The 15,826-nt window shown below is 59.5% G+C and carries 15 protein-coding genes; all 15 read left to right on the top strand.

Annotation, left to right across the window (positions count from 1 at the left end):
• Positions 1-4: 4 nt before the first annotated feature.
• Positions 5-520 (top strand): crossover junction endodeoxyribonuclease RuvC, encoded by a 516-nt coding sequence (gene ruvC / locus ACN0SY_RS10475; protein WP_417687029.1) that lies wholly within the window; start codon positions 5-7, stop codon positions 518-520.
• Positions 517-1,134 (top strand): Holliday junction branch migration protein RuvA, encoded by a 618-nt coding sequence (gene ruvA / locus ACN0SY_RS10470; RefSeq protein ID WP_417687027.1) that lies wholly within the window; start codon positions 517-519, stop codon positions 1,132-1,134. The genes ruvC and ruvA overlap by 4 nt, the downstream gene beginning before the upstream one ends.
• Entirely contained in the window at positions 1,131-1,376 is a 246-nt protein-coding gene (locus ACN0SY_RS10465) for an endonuclease (protein WP_417687025.1), read from the top strand. Before ruvA ends, ACN0SY_RS10465 begins: the two co-directional genes overlap by 4 nt.
• Positions 1,366-2,406 carry a Holliday junction branch migration DNA helicase RuvB gene (gene ruvB, locus ACN0SY_RS10460; protein ID WP_417687023.1) on the top strand — a complete coding sequence of 347 codons (1,041 nt, stop codon included), beginning with the start codon at positions 1,366-1,368 and terminating at the stop codon, positions 2,404-2,406. Before ACN0SY_RS10465 ends, ruvB begins: the two co-directional genes overlap by 11 nt.
• 92 nt (positions 2,407-2,498) lie before the next feature.
• Entirely contained in the window at positions 2,499-4,613 is a 2,115-nt protein-coding gene (locus tag ACN0SY_RS10455) for a methyl-accepting chemotaxis protein (protein ID WP_417687021.1), read from the top strand.
• A 99-nt stretch (positions 4,614-4,712) separates the two neighbouring features.
• The gene (ybgC, locus tag ACN0SY_RS10450) at positions 4,713-5,177 is read left to right on the top strand and encodes a tol-pal system-associated acyl-CoA thioesterase (protein WP_417687019.1); all 465 of its coding nucleotides are present in this window, start codon (positions 4,713-4,715) and stop codon (positions 5,175-5,177) included.
• 280 nt (positions 5,178-5,457) lie between these two features.
• Complete coding sequence (tolQ, locus tag ACN0SY_RS10445; RefSeq protein ID WP_417687018.1) at positions 5,458-6,165, top strand: protein TolQ; 708 nt, start codon at positions 5,458-5,460, stop codon at positions 6,163-6,165.
• A gap of 3 nt (positions 6,166-6,168) precedes the next feature.
• Complete coding sequence (gene tolR, locus ACN0SY_RS10440; protein ID WP_417687016.1) at positions 6,169-6,621, top strand: protein TolR; 453 nt, start codon at positions 6,169-6,171, stop codon at positions 6,619-6,621.
• A 6-nt stretch (positions 6,622-6,627) separates the two neighbouring features.
• Positions 6,628-7,590 (top strand): cell envelope biogenesis protein TolA, encoded by a 963-nt coding sequence (locus ACN0SY_RS10435; protein WP_417687014.1) that lies wholly within the window; start codon positions 6,628-6,630, stop codon positions 7,588-7,590.
• Positions 7,591-7,625: 35 nt separating this feature from the next.
• Entirely contained in the window at positions 7,626-8,975 is a 1,350-nt protein-coding gene (gene tolB / locus ACN0SY_RS10430; protein WP_417687012.1) for a Tol-Pal system beta propeller repeat protein TolB, read from the top strand.
• Between the two features lie 113 nt (positions 8,976-9,088).
• Positions 9,089-9,580 carry a peptidoglycan-associated lipoprotein Pal gene (gene pal / locus ACN0SY_RS10425; protein ID WP_417687010.1) on the top strand — a complete coding sequence of 164 codons (492 nt, stop codon included), beginning with the start codon at positions 9,089-9,091 and terminating at the stop codon, positions 9,578-9,580.
• A 181-nt stretch (positions 9,581-9,761) separates the two neighbouring features.
• A complete protein-coding gene (gene ybgF, locus ACN0SY_RS10420; RefSeq protein ID WP_417687008.1) occupies positions 9,762-10,715 on the top strand; it encodes a tol-pal system protein YbgF in 954 nt (317 codons plus the stop codon).
• Positions 10,699-11,994 (top strand): tRNA lysidine(34) synthetase TilS, encoded by a 1,296-nt coding sequence (gene tilS, locus ACN0SY_RS10415; protein ID WP_417687006.1) that lies wholly within the window; start codon positions 10,699-10,701, stop codon positions 11,992-11,994. Before ybgF ends, tilS begins: the two co-directional genes overlap by 17 nt.
• 237 nt (positions 11,995-12,231) lie before the next feature.
• Positions 12,232-14,151, top strand: a complete 1,920-nt coding sequence (gene ftsH / locus ACN0SY_RS10410; protein WP_417687004.1) for an ATP-dependent zinc metalloprotease FtsH — start codon at positions 12,232-12,234, stop codon at positions 14,149-14,151.
• Positions 14,152-14,303: 152 nt separating this feature from the next.
• On the top strand, positions 14,304-15,647 hold the full coding sequence (gene glmM, locus ACN0SY_RS10405) for a phosphoglucosamine mutase (RefSeq protein ID WP_417687002.1): 1,344 nt from the start codon (positions 14,304-14,306) through the stop codon (positions 15,645-15,647).
• Positions 15,648-15,826 lie beyond the last annotated feature (179 nt).

Here is a 15,826-nt window from a genome sequence, read left to right as displayed (position 1 = left end):
TTCCATGACACATGCGATTCGAGTTCTCGGAATTGATCCGGGGTTGCGGCGTACGGGCTGGGGCGTGATCGAGGCGATCGGCAACCGGCTGACCTTCATTGCTTCCGGTACGGTGACGTCCAACAACAAGGGTTCCCTTGCCGAGCGCCTTGTCGAGCTTCACAACGGGCTTGCGCGCGTGGTCGAGCTGCAGGCGCCGATGGAAGCAGCTGTCGAGCATACATTCGTCAACAAGGATGCAGGTGCGACCTTGAAACTCGGACAGGCGAGAGGCATTGCGCTGCTTGTTCCCGCGCTTGCCGGGCTGGCCGTCGCGGAATATGCACCCAACCTTGTCAAGAAGACCGTCGTCGGGACGGGGCACGCGGAGAAAGAACAGATCAGGGCCATGGTCAAGATCCTGATGCCGCGCGCGACCTTCGATACGGATGATGCGGCCGATGCGCTGGCCATAGCCATCTGCCATGCGCATCATCGCGGAACGACAACAGGCAGACTGGCTCAGGTGGGGGCAGCATGATCGGTAAGCTCAAGGGGACGATCGACAGCTACGGCGAGGACTACGTTATCCTCGACGTACATGGTGTCGGCTACCAGGTGCATTGTCCCTCGCGTGTTCTGCAGTCGCTGCCACGTGCCGGGGAAGCGGCTGTCCTTTCCATCGAGACGCTGGTTCGCGAAGATCTGATTCGCCTCTACGGCTTCTCCGATGATACCGGCCGCGAGTGGTTCCGCCTGCTGATGACAGTTCAGGGTGTTGGTGCGAAGGTGGCTCTGGCAATCCTTGGTATTCTCAAGGCGAGCGAAATCGCCAACGCCATTGCGCTGGGCGACAAGGCCACGATTTCCCGTGCTCCGGGTGTCGGCAAGCGGGTGGCAGAGCGCATCATCTCTGAGCTCAAGGACAAGGCTCCAAGCTATGCCAGCGTTGACGCGGAAACGATCTCCGTGTCGCAGACGGTGAAGGATAACGTTGCTGTCCGCCCGGTGGCGGAAGCCGTTTCGGCTCTGACCAATCTGGGCTATGGCCAGCCACAGGCGAGTGCGGCTGTTGCGCGAGCCATCCAATCGGCCGGCGAAGATGCCAGCACTGAAACACTCATCCGGCTTGGCCTCAAGGAACTCGCACAATGACCGCCGTTACGTTCATCCTCATTGCCGTCGTGTTCTTCGTGCTCGGCATGGGCGGGATCATGTATATCGATCACCAGTTTGCGCTTGCCGTTGATGGCCGGAACTACGCGGTGAAGGGCCGGAAGGTAGAGACCGACGATCCCTATGTTCGCAAGCAGTTCCGTAAGTTCTTCGCGTTCCGCGTCGCTTATTCCGTTTTTCTTCTCGTCCTGTTGCTGGTGGTCGTAAGCCATGTCGGATGACACGCGCATAGTGACGCCGGAGATCCGCGGCGACGAGATTGACAGTACGATGCGGCCGCAGGCGCTCGATGACTTTGTCGGTCAGGCTCAGGCGCGGGCAAACCTGAAAATCTTCATCGAGGCGGCCAAGGCGCGAGGTGAAGCGCTTGATCATGTCCTGTTCGTAGGCCCTCCAGGTCTGGGAAAGACAACGCTGGCGCAGATCATGGCGCGTGAGCTGGGTGTGAATTTTCGCGCGACGTCCGGGCCCGTGATCGCCAAGGCCGGGGACCTTGCCGCTCTGCTGACCAATCTCGAAGAGCGCGATGTCCTGTTCATCGATGAAATTCACCGTCTGAACCCGGCGGTGGAAGAGGTTCTCTACCCGGCAATGGAGGACTACCAGCTCGATCTCATCATCGGAGAAGGCCCAGCTGCGCGCTCCGTGAAGATCGACCTGGCGAAATTCACGCTCGTCGCAGCGACGACCCGGCTTGGGCTTCTGACCACGCCTTTGCGCGACCGCTTCGGTATTCCGGTTCGCCTCCAGTTCTATACGATCCCGGAACTGGAACACATCGTGAAGCGCGGCGCACAGATTCTCGGTGTTGGCATGGCCGCGGACGGCGCCCATGAAATTGCCAAGCGCTCGCGCGGTACACCACGCATCGCGGGCCGGCTTTTGAGGCGGGTTCGTGACTTTGCTGTGGTTGCGGGTGTCGACCGCGTCGACAGGGAACTTGCGGACCGCGCGCTCTCCCAGCTTGAAGTGGACGGAGCAGGTCTCGACAGCCTAGATCGTCGATATCTCAATCAGATTGCGCTGAATTTCGGCGGCGGGCCGGTTGGGATCGAAACCATTGCGGCAGCCCTCTCCGAGCCGCGTGATGCCATTGAAGAGATCGTCGAACCGTACCTGATCCAGAACGGATTTTTACAGCGGACACCACGGGGCCGGGTGCTGACACCGCTCGCCTTCGAGCACCTGGGCCTTGCTGTTCCCTCCGGCCCGGATGCGCCACAATTGGGACTATTTCAGCCAGATGACTGAGCCGACTTGATAATTTCAAATTGTATGCACGCAAATTAAGCAAAAATTTGTGAAGCGGAGTCATTGCTATTCCAAACTCTTTGGGGGGAAGCATGATTCGCAAACGCCTATCAACGAAGTTGGCGCTTATGTTCCTGGCTGGAACGCTCACGATGTGTGTCGCCATCGTGGCGGTTACGTCCAATCTGGCAAGCGGTGTCGCAAACCAACAGGCCGATACGGCATTGAAGGGCGCGACGCTCGGAAAGCGCAAGACACTTGAACTGGCGTTTGCCCAGGTTAGCGAAAGTGCGAGGTTCTTCGCATCCCTGGCAGATGCCAAGGATAGCTTGATGAAGACGACGGTCGGCTGGAAAAACCTGAAGGAAGGTCAGACCGATACGCTTCGCAAGATCTTCGTCGAGGATAACCCTCATCCCGCTGGTCAGCGCCATCTTCTGGTCGAACCGGATGCCAAGAACTACTACGTGAACAACCACAAGATCGTTCATGAGGCCTACACGGCGCTCATAGCCCAGGGACAGTTCTCGGATGTTGCGATTGCGGATCCTGACGGAAATATCACCTATTCATACAGCAAGGGCGATGAGTTCGCCCGACCGGTGAGCGATCCGCAAATATCCGGCAATCCGTTTGCCAAGGCCATGGCGCCGGTCATCGCTGCGAACAATGCAGGGACGCTGCAGGGTGGACAGCTGTATTCTTCGGGCATCATTACGGGCGCAGACGGCAAGATCAGTCTCGTTCTTGCAGCTCCCGTTTTCTACCTGGATCGTTTCTTTGGTGCCGTTGGCCTTGAGGTCAACATGGAGCGCATGGCGGTTCTGCTCAACGACAGCAGCGGTCAGGGAGAGAGCGAACGCATCTTCCTCGCGGATTCGTCGGGTTCGATTGTGCAGGTCGGAGAAGATGGCAAAGCCGCCCGGACCTTTGATGCCGGTACTGCGGCAGCATCAAGCGGTCTGATGACAATCGACGATGTCGAGTTCCGGTATTCGCGTGCGAACGGAACCGTCATGGATCACCCCTTCGGTGTTATCGAAGCGGTGGAACAAGGCGAATTGAGCAGTGCCGCTAACAAGATCACCATCGGTGCGATCATTTCCGGCATCCTGTGCATGCTGCCGGTCGTCGGCGTGATCTGGTGGCTCACCGTACGGATGTTTGCCCCGCTCAAGACACTGTCTGAAGTTGCCCGACAGGTTGCAGACGGGGACGTCGATGTTGCTATCCATGCGACGGATCGCAAGGACGAGATCGGCGAGATGGCACGCTGCATCGATATCTTCAAGGCGAACTCGATTGAGCGCGAACGTCTGGCTGCCGATCGCAAGGTTGGACACATTGCCCGCGAAAAACGCGAGAAGCAGATCGATGCGTTGATCAGCAGCTTCCGCGCAGAGGCCCAGACCGTCCTTTCTGCGGTGGAGGACAATATCCACCGCGTCGAGGAGCTGTCGTCCATGCTGAACGAGCGCTCGATATCCGCGGCAACGCGTGGATCGGAAGCCGTTGGCGACTCGGAGAACGCTTCTTCCAACGTGCAGGCGGTTGCGTCGGCGACAGAAGAACTGAATGCATCGATCTCCGAAATCTCTCGTCAGGTTGAAACCACCGCCGAAATCGTTCTGCGCACCACGACGAATACTCAGTCTTCGAACCAGAAGATCGCCGGCCTTGCCGAAGCTGCCAACCGGATCGGGGATGTCGTATCGCTGATTTCCGAGATTGCCGAACAGACCAACCTGCTGGCATTGAACGCGACTATCGAAGCCGCGCGAGCGGGCGAAGCCGGCCGCGGGTTTGCGGTTGTGGCCTCCGAGGTCAAGTCGCTCGCTGGTCAGACGGCAAAGGCGACCGAGGAAATCTCCACGCAGATTGCCGCTATTCAGGCATCGACTTCAGAAGCTGTTGAAGAGATCGCGCTGGTGTCGACGTCGATGGATGAGGTCAACAACTACACTGCAACGATCGCGGATGCGGTTCAGCAGCAGGGCTCCGCGACCAACGAGATCTCGAGGAACGTCGCAGAGGCAGCTCAGGGTACGTTGAACGTTTCCTCGGCTGTTGCATCGCTGAACAGCGACGTTGTCGAGAATTCGACTTCAGCGAAGCACATGCGTGAAGCTACGCTTGAAATGAAGAAACAGGCGGAAATCCTGCGGAACTCGGTCGAGAGCTTCCTCTCGCAGGTCGCTGCGGCCTGATAGGATTTCACGGAAGACAAGGGAGGCCCCATTGCATTTGTCATGCGGTGGGGCCTCCTGCTATTTGATGCCGACAGCGATGAATTCAGGAAACTGGCAGTGACCGACTGGCCCGATCTTTCCGGTCGCATGACCGATGGCGAACACGTTCTTCCGGTACGCGTTTATTACGAGGATACCGACTTTACAGGGATCGTGTACCACGGCAGCTACGTGCGTTTCTTTGAGCGCGGTCGCTCCGATTTTCTTCGTCTCGCGGGCATTCATCATGCACAGCTGAAGGCGGGGAATGACGGTTCTTCGCTGGCCTTTGCGGTACGTCGAATGGGGCTCGAGTTTCACCGTCCGGCTACAATCGACGATCTTCTGGAAGTGCGCACGAGGCTTGTGTCCCAGAGAGGGGCCCGGATCGAACTGCTGCAAACCATCGCGCGCCAAGGCGAGCTTCTGGTAGAGGCGGACGTCATGGTTGCCGTGATTACGGCCGACGGCCGGCCGACACGCCTTCCGGCTGTACATCAGGACCGTCTCGCCGGCCTATGCCGGCCCGGCAACGCCGGGTAGGGCGACTACTGTCACGATCACGACGACAGAATTTTCAATTACTCGGCGCCTGGAGACCGTTTCTTAAGGCTTGGGTAACCATAATTGATTCTGTTGTACGCTGGATCTGACGTCCGCTCCGGCTGATTTGCACCTTGGCGATCTAAATGCGCGAAAACCCTAGTTTTGCCAAAATCGCCAAGCACAGAGGCGAATGTCTCAACCGGCTGGAAAGCAGGCGCGGAGAGGCCGTCGGCCAGTTTTCCCGGCATCCAGACATGCCTAAGAGGTTCTTTGTTTCATGAATGAACTCGTCCAGACGACGTTGGCAGCCCAGGAGGGCGACATCTCGTTCTTCGCGCTGTTTTGGGAAGCGCATATCGTCGTCAAGATCGTGATGCTTGGCTTGATTGGCGCCTCCATTTGGTGCTGGGCGATCATCGTCGACAAGACGCTGCTGTTCGCAAGGACGCGGCGGCAGATAAACCGCTTCGAAACCGTGTTCTGGTCCGGAAAATCGCTGGAAGAACTCTATGGCACCCTGCAAAGCCGCGCGAACCATGCGATGGCTGCATTGTTCGTTGCCGCCATGCGCGAATGGAAGCGTAGTCACGAAGGCCCGCGTCCCGCGATTGGAAGTTTGCAGCAGCGCATCGACCGCGTCATGGACCTCACGATCCAGCGCGAGGCGGAGCGTCTGGAACGCAAGCTGCTCATTCTGGCAACTGTGGGCTCTGCTGCACCGTTTATCGGTCTTTTCGGTACGGTTTGGGGGATCATGACGGCTTTCCAGGCGATTGCTGCGTCGGAAAGCACCAATCTGGCCGTCGTTGCTCCGGGTATCGCGGAGGCACTCTTTGCAACTGCCCTTGGCCTTCTCGCGGCTATCCCGGCGGTTATCGCCTACAACAAGCTGATTGCCGATGCCGGGCAGGCCGTCGCGCGGATGGAAGGGTTCGCGGACGAGTTCTCGGCGATCCTGTCCCGTCAGATCGACGAAAGGTCGTAAGCCATGGGCATGCAGGCCGCAGGTGGTGGCGAGAGCGGCGGGCGCCGTCGCCGCCGTCGCCGCAGACATCAGCCCGTCAGCGAAATCAACGTCACGCCGTTTGTCGACGTCATGCTGGTGCTTTTGATCATTTTCATGGTCGCAGCGCCTCTGCTCACCGTCGGCGTGCCGATTGATCTGCCAGAAACCCGGGCCAAGGCCCTCGAGGGCGACACTGAGCCGATAACGATTTCGGTCAACTCGCAGGGTCAGATCTTCATTCAGGAAACCGAAATCGCGATGGATGAAATCGTCGCGAAGCTGGAGGCCATCGCTGCCAACGGCTACGAGGAACGTATCTATGTGCGCGGGGACCAGGACGCGGACTACGGCACCATGATGAAACTCATGGGCCGGATCAACGCCGCCGGTTTCAAGCGTCTCGGACTGGTTACGCTCGAAGAACGGGATTCATAGACCGCCATGCGTGCAGGTCTCATCGCGTCAGTGGCCGGTCATGCGGCCGTCTTGCTCTGGGGGCTTATCGCGCTCCCGGACGCGGAGACCTTTAACACTCAGCCTGTGGAGTCCTTGCCCGTCGATCTTGTTCCGATCGAGGACCTGACGCGCCTCAGGAAGGGCGAGAAGACCGAAACGGAGATCCGGGACGTTGCAGCCGTCCAACCGAGCGAAACGCCGCCGGTAGAAGCGCCGCAGCCTGCAGAAAAGCCAGGCGAAAGCAAGGTGGAGCAACCTACCCCGCCAAGCCCGCAGCCAGCTCCCGAGCCGACGCCGGCACCGGAACCCGCGCCAACGCCCGAACCGGAGCCTGCGCCTGCCGCCGAGCCCGCAGCCGCGGCAGAACCCGAACCGGCCCCGGAACCTGCGCCTGCAGCAGAACCTGCGCCAGAGCCTGAACCGCAGCAGGCGGAGGCCGCTCAGCCCGTCGTTACCAACGTGACGCCGAGGACCAAGCCAACACCACCGCGCCCGCGGCAGACCGCTGAAACGCCGAGAGACAATTTCAACCCGAACCAGATTTCGGCACTCCTGAACAAGGTGGAGCCGTCGGGTGGCAGCACCTCTACCTCCCAGGACCCGGCATCGCTGGGAAGCCGGCGCGGAGCGGAAGATGTCCGCATGAGCCAGTCGGAGCTTGATGCGCTCCGCTCGCAGGTTGCACAGTGCTGGAACCCTCCGGTTGGAGCGGTCGGTGCAGAGACGCTCGCCGTGAAGGTGAAATTCGAACTGGACCGTTCCGGCCAGGTTTCTGCAAGCCCGGAAGTGTTGAATTCAGGCTCAAGCCCCGCATTCCGCGCCGCGGCGAGCAGTGCCGTCCGTGCGATCATGCGCTGCGCACCCTATTCCTCGTTGCCGGCAGACAAGTACGATGCCTGGCAGGAGGTCATCATAAATTTCGATCCCCGCGAACTCATTGGCGGTTAGGACGTTTGAAGAGGAAACAAGGAGCCTTGTCCAAGATGTGTGACGTGCCCGGTGTTGCCCGTTTCCTGTCCCGTATCAAAACGGCGGCAGCCGCCAGCCTGCTGGCAATCGCGACAGTATTTTCCGTTTCGCCCGCATTGGCGTTGATCGAGATCGATGTCACCCAGGGCAATATCGAACCCATGCCGATCGCGTTGCCGTCTTTCAGCGCCGAAGGCGGAGATCCAAAGCTGTCGCAGGATATGGCTGCGGTGATTGCAGGTGATCTGAAGCGATCGGGTCTGTTCAAACCGCTCGACCCAGCCAGCTTCATCCAGAAGAACATGAGTGCCAACACGACGCCACGCTTCGGCGACTGGCGCACGATTGGCGCGCAGGCCCTGGTCAGCGGCTCGGTTACGAAGCAGTCAGATGGCCGCTTGCGCGCCGAGTTCCGGCTCTGGGACGTTTTCGCTTCCGAGCAGATGCTTGGTCAGCAATTCTACACCACCCCGGAAAACTGGCGCCGGCTGGCGCACATCATCTCCGACGCGATCTACGAGCGGCTCACAGGCGAAAAGGGTTACTTCGACACACGGATCGTCTTCGTCGACGAAACCGGTCCGAAGGACAAACGCGTGAAGCGCCTGGCACTCATGGATCAGGATGGTGCCAATGTTCGCTACCTGACAAGGGGCGAAGACCTTGTGCTGACGCCGCGGTTTTCTCCGACGAGCCAGGAGATCACCTACATGTCCTACGATGGAGCGGATCCAAGCGTCTATCTGCTGAATATCGAGACCGGGCAGCGCGAGATCGTTGGCAATTTTCCGGGAATGACCTTCGCTCCGCGGTTTTCGCCGAACGGCCAGCAGGTGATCATGAGCCTTCAGCAGGGAGCGAACGCAAACATCTTCACGATGGATCTACGGACGCGCCGGACAACTCGCCTCACGAACTCGGCGGCTATCGACACAAGCCCGTCGTTTGCGCCGGACGGGTCGCAGGTCGTGTTTGAATCCGACCGGGGCGGGTCACAGCAGCTTTACGTCATGAGCGCAAACGGCGGCGAAGCGCAGCGTATCTCCTTTGGCCCCGGCCGCTACTCGACACCCGTGTGGTCGCCTCGCGGAGATTTGATCGCCTTTACGAAGCAGCATCAGGGCCGCTTCATGATCGGCGTCATGCGTCCGGACGGGAAGGGGGAACGCATCCTGACCGAGGGTTACCACAACGAAGGACCCGCGTGGTCGCCCAACGGCCGTGTTCTGGTATTCTTCCGCGATACGCCGGGCGAGAACGGCGGTCCGCAGGTCTGGACCGTGGATCTGACAGGCTACAACGAACAACGGGTTGTGACGCCGTCCTTTGCCTCGGATCCGTCCTGGTCGCCGCTAATTAACTGATTGGTTGCAACTGGTGTTAATATACCGCTAACCATGTTTGAGAAGATCGCCTTAACCATCTTTCGATAGGGATCGTTCACCCTGTCGGGGCTGGTGGGGATAGGAGAATGTAAATGTTGGAATTGGGGAAGTTTGCGCGCGGCGCAAGAATGTTCGCGGCCATCGCCGGCCTCCTTTTCGTGGCCGCCTGTGCCCAGACCCAGCCCGATGGTCCCGGGAGCGGTGGAAACGTCGCTCCGGGAACAGGGCAGGACTTTGTGGTCAACGTTGGTGATCGCGTCTTCTTCGAAGAAGACAAGTCGACGCTGAATTCCCAAGGCCAGGCGACCCTGGACAAGCAGGCTCAGTGGCTGGCTCGCTACTCGAAATATACCGTGACGGTCGAAGGTCATGCGGATGAGCGTGGCACGCGCCAGTACAACATCGCCCTCGGAGCACGTCGTGCTGCCTCTGCCCGTGACTACCTTGTGTCGCGCGGCGTCGATGCATCGCGCATCAAGACGATTTCCTACGGCAAGGAGCGCCCTGTCGCTGTTTGTAACGACAACAGCTGCTGGTCGCAGAACCGTCGCGCGGTGACGGTGCTGAACAACGCGACCAACTGATCGCGATCAATATCGTTTGGTCATTCAAGGCCGGGGTCCGCCCCGGCCTTTTTCATTTGCGGACCCTGAAATCGATTTATCGCCGGCGTGGTCAAATTTTGGCCGAAGTCCACGCGCCCTGTGCTATTTCAAGTCTGCCGCGCTGTCATACAGGCACGGCAAAAGCGATTTGGAGGGTGGAATGGTAAGAAGACGAGGGATCGCGGTCCTCTTGTCGGTGCTGGGACTTGCTGTGCTGGTGGCCCTGCCGGCCGAGGCGCAGCTGTTCGGGCGCAAGAAGGATGATTCTTCGGTTCGCGTGAATGAACTGGAGGAAAGGGTCCGGAGCCTGACAGGACAAATCGAACAGCTGTCCTTCCAGCTGCGCGAACTGCAGGACCAGATGCGCAGGATGCAGGAAGACAATGAGTATCGCTTCCAGCAACTCGAAGGCGGAACTGCGCCTGGAAAGCGGTCCGATGCAACTCCGTCCGGGGAAGCGGTCGACCCGTCCGCTTCCTCCCAGACGCTCGGCACATTGACCGTGCCGGGTGGATCCGGGGACGGGGAGTGGTCGGCATCGGGAGGTTATGAAGACCAGACAAACGGAGCCTTGCCGGGCAACGGCCCGATCGACCTTTCTGCGTTGGCGGGCGGCGTTGGACAGCCGGATTTTTCCGCGAACGGCAATGCTCCGGCGGGGCTGTCCATCCCGCAGGATGCTGGTACGGCGCAGTCGGGTGATGCGCTTGCGGGACTTGCCGCCGGCGGCGACCCGATGGTCGAGTACGACCGGGCATACGGTCTCGCTGTAAATGGACAATATGGCGCTGCCGAGGAAAGCTTCCGCTCGTTCGTGGAGACTTACCCGGAGCACCGGCTTGCAGCCAATGCCCAGTATTGGCTGGGGGAAAGTTTGTTGGCCCAGGGAAACTACCGGGCGGCCGCTGATGCCTTCCTGAAAACATACACTGATCACCCCGGGAACGACAAAAGCCCTGATAGCCTGCTGAAGCTCGGTGTTTCCCTCAACGGACTGGGTGAGACCGATGCAGCCTGTGCGACCTTCGCCGAGTTGTTGACCAAATATCCGAGCGCACCTCCCGCTGTGCTCAGCCAGGCGCGGGAAGAGCGCAGCCGTGGCAGATGCTCCTGACCAGGCAGTGCCGGCAGAGGGCCTGAGCGAGGATCAGGCAGATAGCCTCTTCGCCGTTCTGTTCCCATTCAAATCCCTGGCGATTGGCGTTTCAGGCGGTTCCGATTCCGTCGCCTTGTTGCGCTTGCTCCATGACTGGCAACTTCGGTCGCGATGGAGCGGAGAGTTTCAAGTCCTGACAGTCGATCACGGTTTGCGGCCTGAGAGTGCTGTCGAAGCAAGGTTCGTTGCCGATCTTTCGGAACGTTTCGGCATGAGCCACCAGACACTGGTCTGGAACGGACCGAAACCTTTGTCCAACATTCAAGCGGCGGCACGGGTCGCGCGATATTCGCTGATGCGAGAGGCGATGGTCTCCATCGGGGCCCAAGCCCTCGTCCTTGCTCATCATCAGGATGATCAAGTCGAGACCTTCCTGGACAGGCTTACACGAGGCAGCGGGGCCTATGGGCTGGGCGCAATGCGCGCCGACCAGCCGGATGGACCTGCAGGGATCAGAATCTTGCGGCCGCTGCTCGCAATACCGAAGAGCGATCTTGTCGCCACGCTTGAGCGGCGTGGCCAGAGATGGTGTGAAGATCCGTCCAACCACAAGACAAGTTACAAGCGTGCCCGGCTGCGCCATCTTGCAGGTGCGCTGGCAAAAGAGGGCTTCGAAGCCTCCCGGTTGCTGGAGACCGCAAGGCGCATGCAGCGAACGGCGGATGCCATCGACCACTGGGTCAATGGTGTTTTCGAGCGAGAGGTGGAAGTCCATCCCGCGGGTCCGTTGCGAATGACAGTGAATGCCTTCGAAGCACTGCCGGAAGAGGTACGCCTGAGATTGCTGGCGAGAATGATCGCGGAGGTCAGTCCGCGACCCTATTCACCCAGAATGTCCGCTCTCGAAAATGCCGACGCGCTGTTGGCTTCACGGAGCGAAGCGAAGCTGACCGTTGGCGGAGCGGTGCTCTGCCGAAAGGGCAGCGGCATTGTCATGTGGGCGGAAGTCGGGCGCGAGCCGTCTGAGGTCCGGCTGCTGGTTGCCGGCGAAGCCATCGTCTTGAGCCAAAGATATCGGGTTGGTCTCAGAAAAAACGGGGCGCCATTTGCCGAGATTTTCGTTGGCCCGCTTGCCAAGGCTCCCTCCGCCATTCGCACGACGTTGGCTTTCGGGGACTGGCCAAAGGCTGCCTTTGCCGCGTCTCCGGCTGTTTGGAACGACGGGGAGATCCATGTTCCCGGTTTGGAAGGGTGTGGCGGAGAGCTTGAACGGTCTTGCTGCGTCGAAAAGATCTGAGCCGCCGCCGTTTCGCCCATTGCGGTTGCCGTATAGCGCTTTGCTTCCGCCATCTTGATGCCGGTATATTCGGGGAAAAGCGAAAAAGCAGCTGTTTGGTTTCATCTTTTAAGAAAAAAGTCAGTGCAGCTGCGCAAGAATGGCGCACCGCCTTGGCAGAGCGTCCTTCGCGACCTATCTTGGGCTAACAAGTACAAACCCGCGCACATTGCCGTGTCCGGCGGCAAAGGGATCGAAATGAACGCAAATTTTCGTAACTTCGCACTCTGGGTGATCATTGCGCTTCTGCTGATTGCTCTCTTCCAGCTCTTCCAGAGCCCAGGTCAGCGAGGCGTGACAAATGAAGTCGCCTTCTCGCAGTTCCTGAATCAGGCCGAGAGGGGTGAGATCAGGGATGTCACCATCCAGGAGCAGCAGATATCCGGTCACTACAGCAGCGGCGGGTCGTTCCAGACCTATGCCCCGGACAATGCGCAGTACGTTGACCTGCTTCGTTCCAAGGGCGTCTTGATCAATGCTCGCCCGCCGTCGGAGAATTTCTCCCTGATCGGTGCGCTGATCTCGTGGCTGCCGATGCTGATCATTCTCGGCATCTGGATCTTCGTCATGCGCCAGATGCAAGGTTCTGGTGGCAAGGCGATGGGCTTCGGCAAGTCCAAGGCCAAGCTCCTGACCGAAGCGCATGGCCGCGTGACCTTCGAAGACGTTGCCGGTATCGATGAGGCTAAGGAAGATCTTCAGGAGATCGTTGAGTTTCTGCGCGACCCGCAGAAGTTCCAGCGCCTTGGCGGCCGGATCCCGCGCGGCGTTCTGCTCGTGGGCCCTCCGGGTACGGGTAAGACCCTGACCGCACGTGCCGTTGCCGGTGAAGCGAATGTACCGTTCTTCACCATCTCCGGCTCGGACTTCGTCGAAATGTTCGTCGGTGTCGGTGCGAGCCGTGTCCGCGACATGTTCGAGCAGGCCAAGAAGAATGCGCCCTGCATCATCTTCATCGATGAAATCGACGCCGTTGGCCGTCATCGCGGTGCCGGTCTTGGCGGCGGCAATGACGAGCGCGAGCAGACGCTGAACCAGCTGCTGGTCGAAATGGATGGTTTTGAGCCCAATGAAGGCATCATCATCATCGCGGCGACCAACCGTCCGGACGTTCTTGACCCGGCACTTCTGCGCCCTGGCCGTTTTGACCGTCAGATCGTGGTTCCGAACCCGGACATCACGGGCCGCGAGAAGATCCTAAAGGTTCACATGCGCAAGGTGCCGCTGGCACCGGATGTCGACGTCAAGACGCTTGCCCGCGGCACTCCCGGGTTCTCCGGCGCGGATCTGATGAACCTCGTCAACGAGGCCGCCCTGCTTGCCGCTCGCCGTTCCAAGCGCCTGGTGACCATGGCTGAGTTCGAGGATGCCAAGGACAAGGTCATGATGGGTGCGGAACGCCGCACGCTGGTCATGACCGAGGAAGAGAAGAAACTTACGGCCTATCACGAAGCTGGCCACGCACTTGTTGCTCTTCACCAGGAAGCGTCCGACCCGATCCACAAGGCGACTATCATTCCGCGCGGTCGTGCGCTGGGCATGGTTATGCGCCTGCCGGAAAAGGACCAGGTGTCGCTGACCCGGGCCAAGTGCAAGGCAGACCTTGCGGTTGCCATGGGTGGCCGTGTCGCGGAAGAAATGATCTTCGGCTACGAGAAGGTCACCTCCGGCGCGTCCGGCGACATCCAGATGGCGACCAAGCTCGCACGTGCCATGGCGACCCAGTTCGGCATGTCCGACAAGCTCGGCCCGCTGCTCTATGGCGAGAACCAGGAAGAGGTCTTCCTCGGTCATTCCGTCGCCAAGAACCAGCATGTCTCCGACGAGACGCAGAAGGTTGTCGACGCTGAAATCAAGTCGTTCGTCAACCAGGGCTACGAGACTGCCAAGAAGATCCTTGGCGATCACGAAGACCAGCTGCACACGATTGCCAAGGGTCTGCTTGAATACGAAACCCTTTCGGGTGACGAGATCAAGAACCTGCTGGACGGCAAGCCGCCGGTGCGCGAGACGGATGATGACCAGCCGGTTGGGCGCTCGTCCGCAGTGCCGCCGACCGGCATCAAGCGTGGCGGCGATGAGCCCAGCGGTGGCATGGAGCCGCAGCCTCAAGCCTGATCGCAGGCTTCGACAAATGACAATGAAATGCCCGGCTTCGGCCGGGCATTTTTTCGTCCCCTCGTAACATTTGCTCATAATTTTTGAACTTGAGGCGCATTATTCTGCGCTAAAAGACATCCGAGAAGATTCCGGGAAGGTTGAATTACGTCATGCGCAAGTTCTTCGGGACGGACGGCATCCGAGGCCGTGCGAACACATTTCCGATGACCGCCGAAATGGCATTGAAAGTCGGGATGGCGGCAGGGCTCGCCTTCAAGAATGGCGGGCACCGGCACAGGGTCGTCATCGGCAAGGACACACGCCTGTCCGGCTACATGCTGGAAAACGCGCTGGTTGCCGGATTTACGTCAGTTGGAATGGACGTGTTCCTGCTCGGTCCGATGCCGACGCCGTCCGTCGCCATGTTGACGCGTTCGCTTCGCGCCGATCTCGGGGTGATGATCTCGGCCTCCCATAATCCGTTCCATGACAACGGTATCAAGTTCTTTGGCCCCGACGGCTTCAAGCTCTCCGATGAGATCGAGATGGAAATCGAGCGTGTCGCCGAGAGTGACATGACCCCGCGGCTGGCCGGCTCGATGGAGCTTGGCCGAGCCAAGCGGATCGAAGGCGCCCAGCAGCGCTACGTAGAGTTCGCCAAGCGCACGTTGCCGCGTGAAATGAGTCTCGAGGGCCTGCGGGTCGTCGTCGACTGCGCAAATGGCGCTGCCTACAAGGTCGCTCCCGAAGCTCTTTGGGAACTAGGCGCAGACGTAGTGTCTCTTGGCGTGACCCCCGACGGTTACAATATCAACAAGGACTGCGGCTCGACTTCAACTGACGCTCTGGCGAAGAAGGTCCATGAAGTCCGCGCAGACATCGGCATTGCCCTGGACGGTGACGCTGATCGTGTGATCATTGTCGATGAGAATGGCCAGGTGATCGATGGCGACCAGCTGATGGCCGTGGTGGCCCAGTCGTGGCACGCCAACAACCGCCTGACCCAGCCGGGTATCGTCGCCACGGTCATGTCCAACCTTGGGCTCGAACGTTATCTCGACAGTCTCGGTCTGTCACTCGCGCGAACCAAGGTCGGTGACCGCTACGTGGTCGAGCATATGCGATCCAAGGGCTACAACGTCGGCGGCGAGCAGTCCGGGCACATCGTTCTGTCCGACTTCGCGACGACGGGTGACGGCCTTATCGCCGCATTGCAGATCATGGCCTGCGTCAAGGATCAGGGGCGTACCGTCTCCGAAGTCTGTCGCCGTTTTGATCCGGTGCCGCAGCTTCTCAAGAACGTCCGGTACTCTGGTGGCAAGCCGCTGGAGCAGGATGCGGTCAAGGCTGCGATTCTCGATGGTGAACAGCGGCTCGGCACTTCCGGCCGCCTTGTGATCCGCGCCTCGGGAACGGAACCGCTTATCCGCGTCATGGCCGAAGGAGACGATGAGTTCCTGGTCAAGCAGGTCGTCAATGACATCGCCGACGTTGTTGCGAAATCGGCTGCCTGACTGAATTTCCTTAGATGTAGAAATTGAGAGCGCCGCACCTGCGGCGCTTTTTATTTATTATTTGTTAATCACTACTTTCGCCGTTAAGGAAAAATTAAGGTAAAAAAACGCGGTTAAAGAACAGGGTTAAGTTCAACTTAATCATTTTTCGCGATCCTCACCATGATGATTCAAGTGCG

The organism is Roseibium sp. (assembly GCF_048261595.1).
Taxonomy (GTDB): Bacteria; Pseudomonadota; Alphaproteobacteria; order Rhizobiales; family Stappiaceae; genus Roseibium.
This window is presented reverse-complemented; position numbering and strand designations above follow the sequence as displayed.

What these genes read in the sequence shown, in the direction of transcription:
- ruvC (WP_417687029.1), top strand. Translation starts at nt 5, where the DNA reads ATGACACATGCGATTCGAGTTCTCGGAATTGATCCGGGGTTGCGGCGT.
- ruvA (WP_417687027.1), top strand. Translation starts at nt 517, where the DNA reads ATGATCGGTAAGCTCAAGGGGACGATCGACAGCTACGGCGAGGACTAC.
- ACN0SY_RS10465 (WP_417687025.1), top strand. Translation starts at nt 1,131, where the DNA reads ATGACCGCCGTTACGTTCATCCTCATTGCCGTCGTGTTCTTCGTGCTC.
- ruvB (WP_417687023.1), top strand. Translation starts at nt 1,366, where the DNA reads ATGTCGGATGACACGCGCATAGTGACGCCGGAGATCCGCGGCGACGAG.
- ACN0SY_RS10455 (WP_417687021.1), top strand. Translation starts at nt 2,499, where the DNA reads ATGATTCGCAAACGCCTATCAACGAAGTTGGCGCTTATGTTCCTGGCT.
- tolQ (WP_417687018.1), top strand. Translation starts at nt 5,458, where the DNA reads ATGAATGAACTCGTCCAGACGACGTTGGCAGCCCAGGAGGGCGACATC.
- tolR (WP_417687016.1), top strand. Translation starts at nt 6,169, where the DNA reads ATGGGCATGCAGGCCGCAGGTGGTGGCGAGAGCGGCGGGCGCCGTCGC.
- ACN0SY_RS10435 (WP_417687014.1), top strand. Translation starts at nt 6,628, where the DNA reads ATGCGTGCAGGTCTCATCGCGTCAGTGGCCGGTCATGCGGCCGTCTTG.
- tolB (WP_417687012.1), top strand. Translation starts at nt 7,626, where the DNA reads ATGTGTGACGTGCCCGGTGTTGCCCGTTTCCTGTCCCGTATCAAAACG.
- pal (WP_417687010.1), top strand. Translation starts at nt 9,089, where the DNA reads ATGTTGGAATTGGGGAAGTTTGCGCGCGGCGCAAGAATGTTCGCGGCC.
- ybgF (WP_417687008.1), top strand. Translation starts at nt 9,762, where the DNA reads ATGGTAAGAAGACGAGGGATCGCGGTCCTCTTGTCGGTGCTGGGACTT.
- ftsH (WP_417687004.1), top strand. Translation starts at nt 12,232, where the DNA reads ATGAACGCAAATTTTCGTAACTTCGCACTCTGGGTGATCATTGCGCTT.
- glmM (WP_417687002.1), top strand. Translation starts at nt 14,304, where the DNA reads ATGCGCAAGTTCTTCGGGACGGACGGCATCCGAGGCCGTGCGAACACA.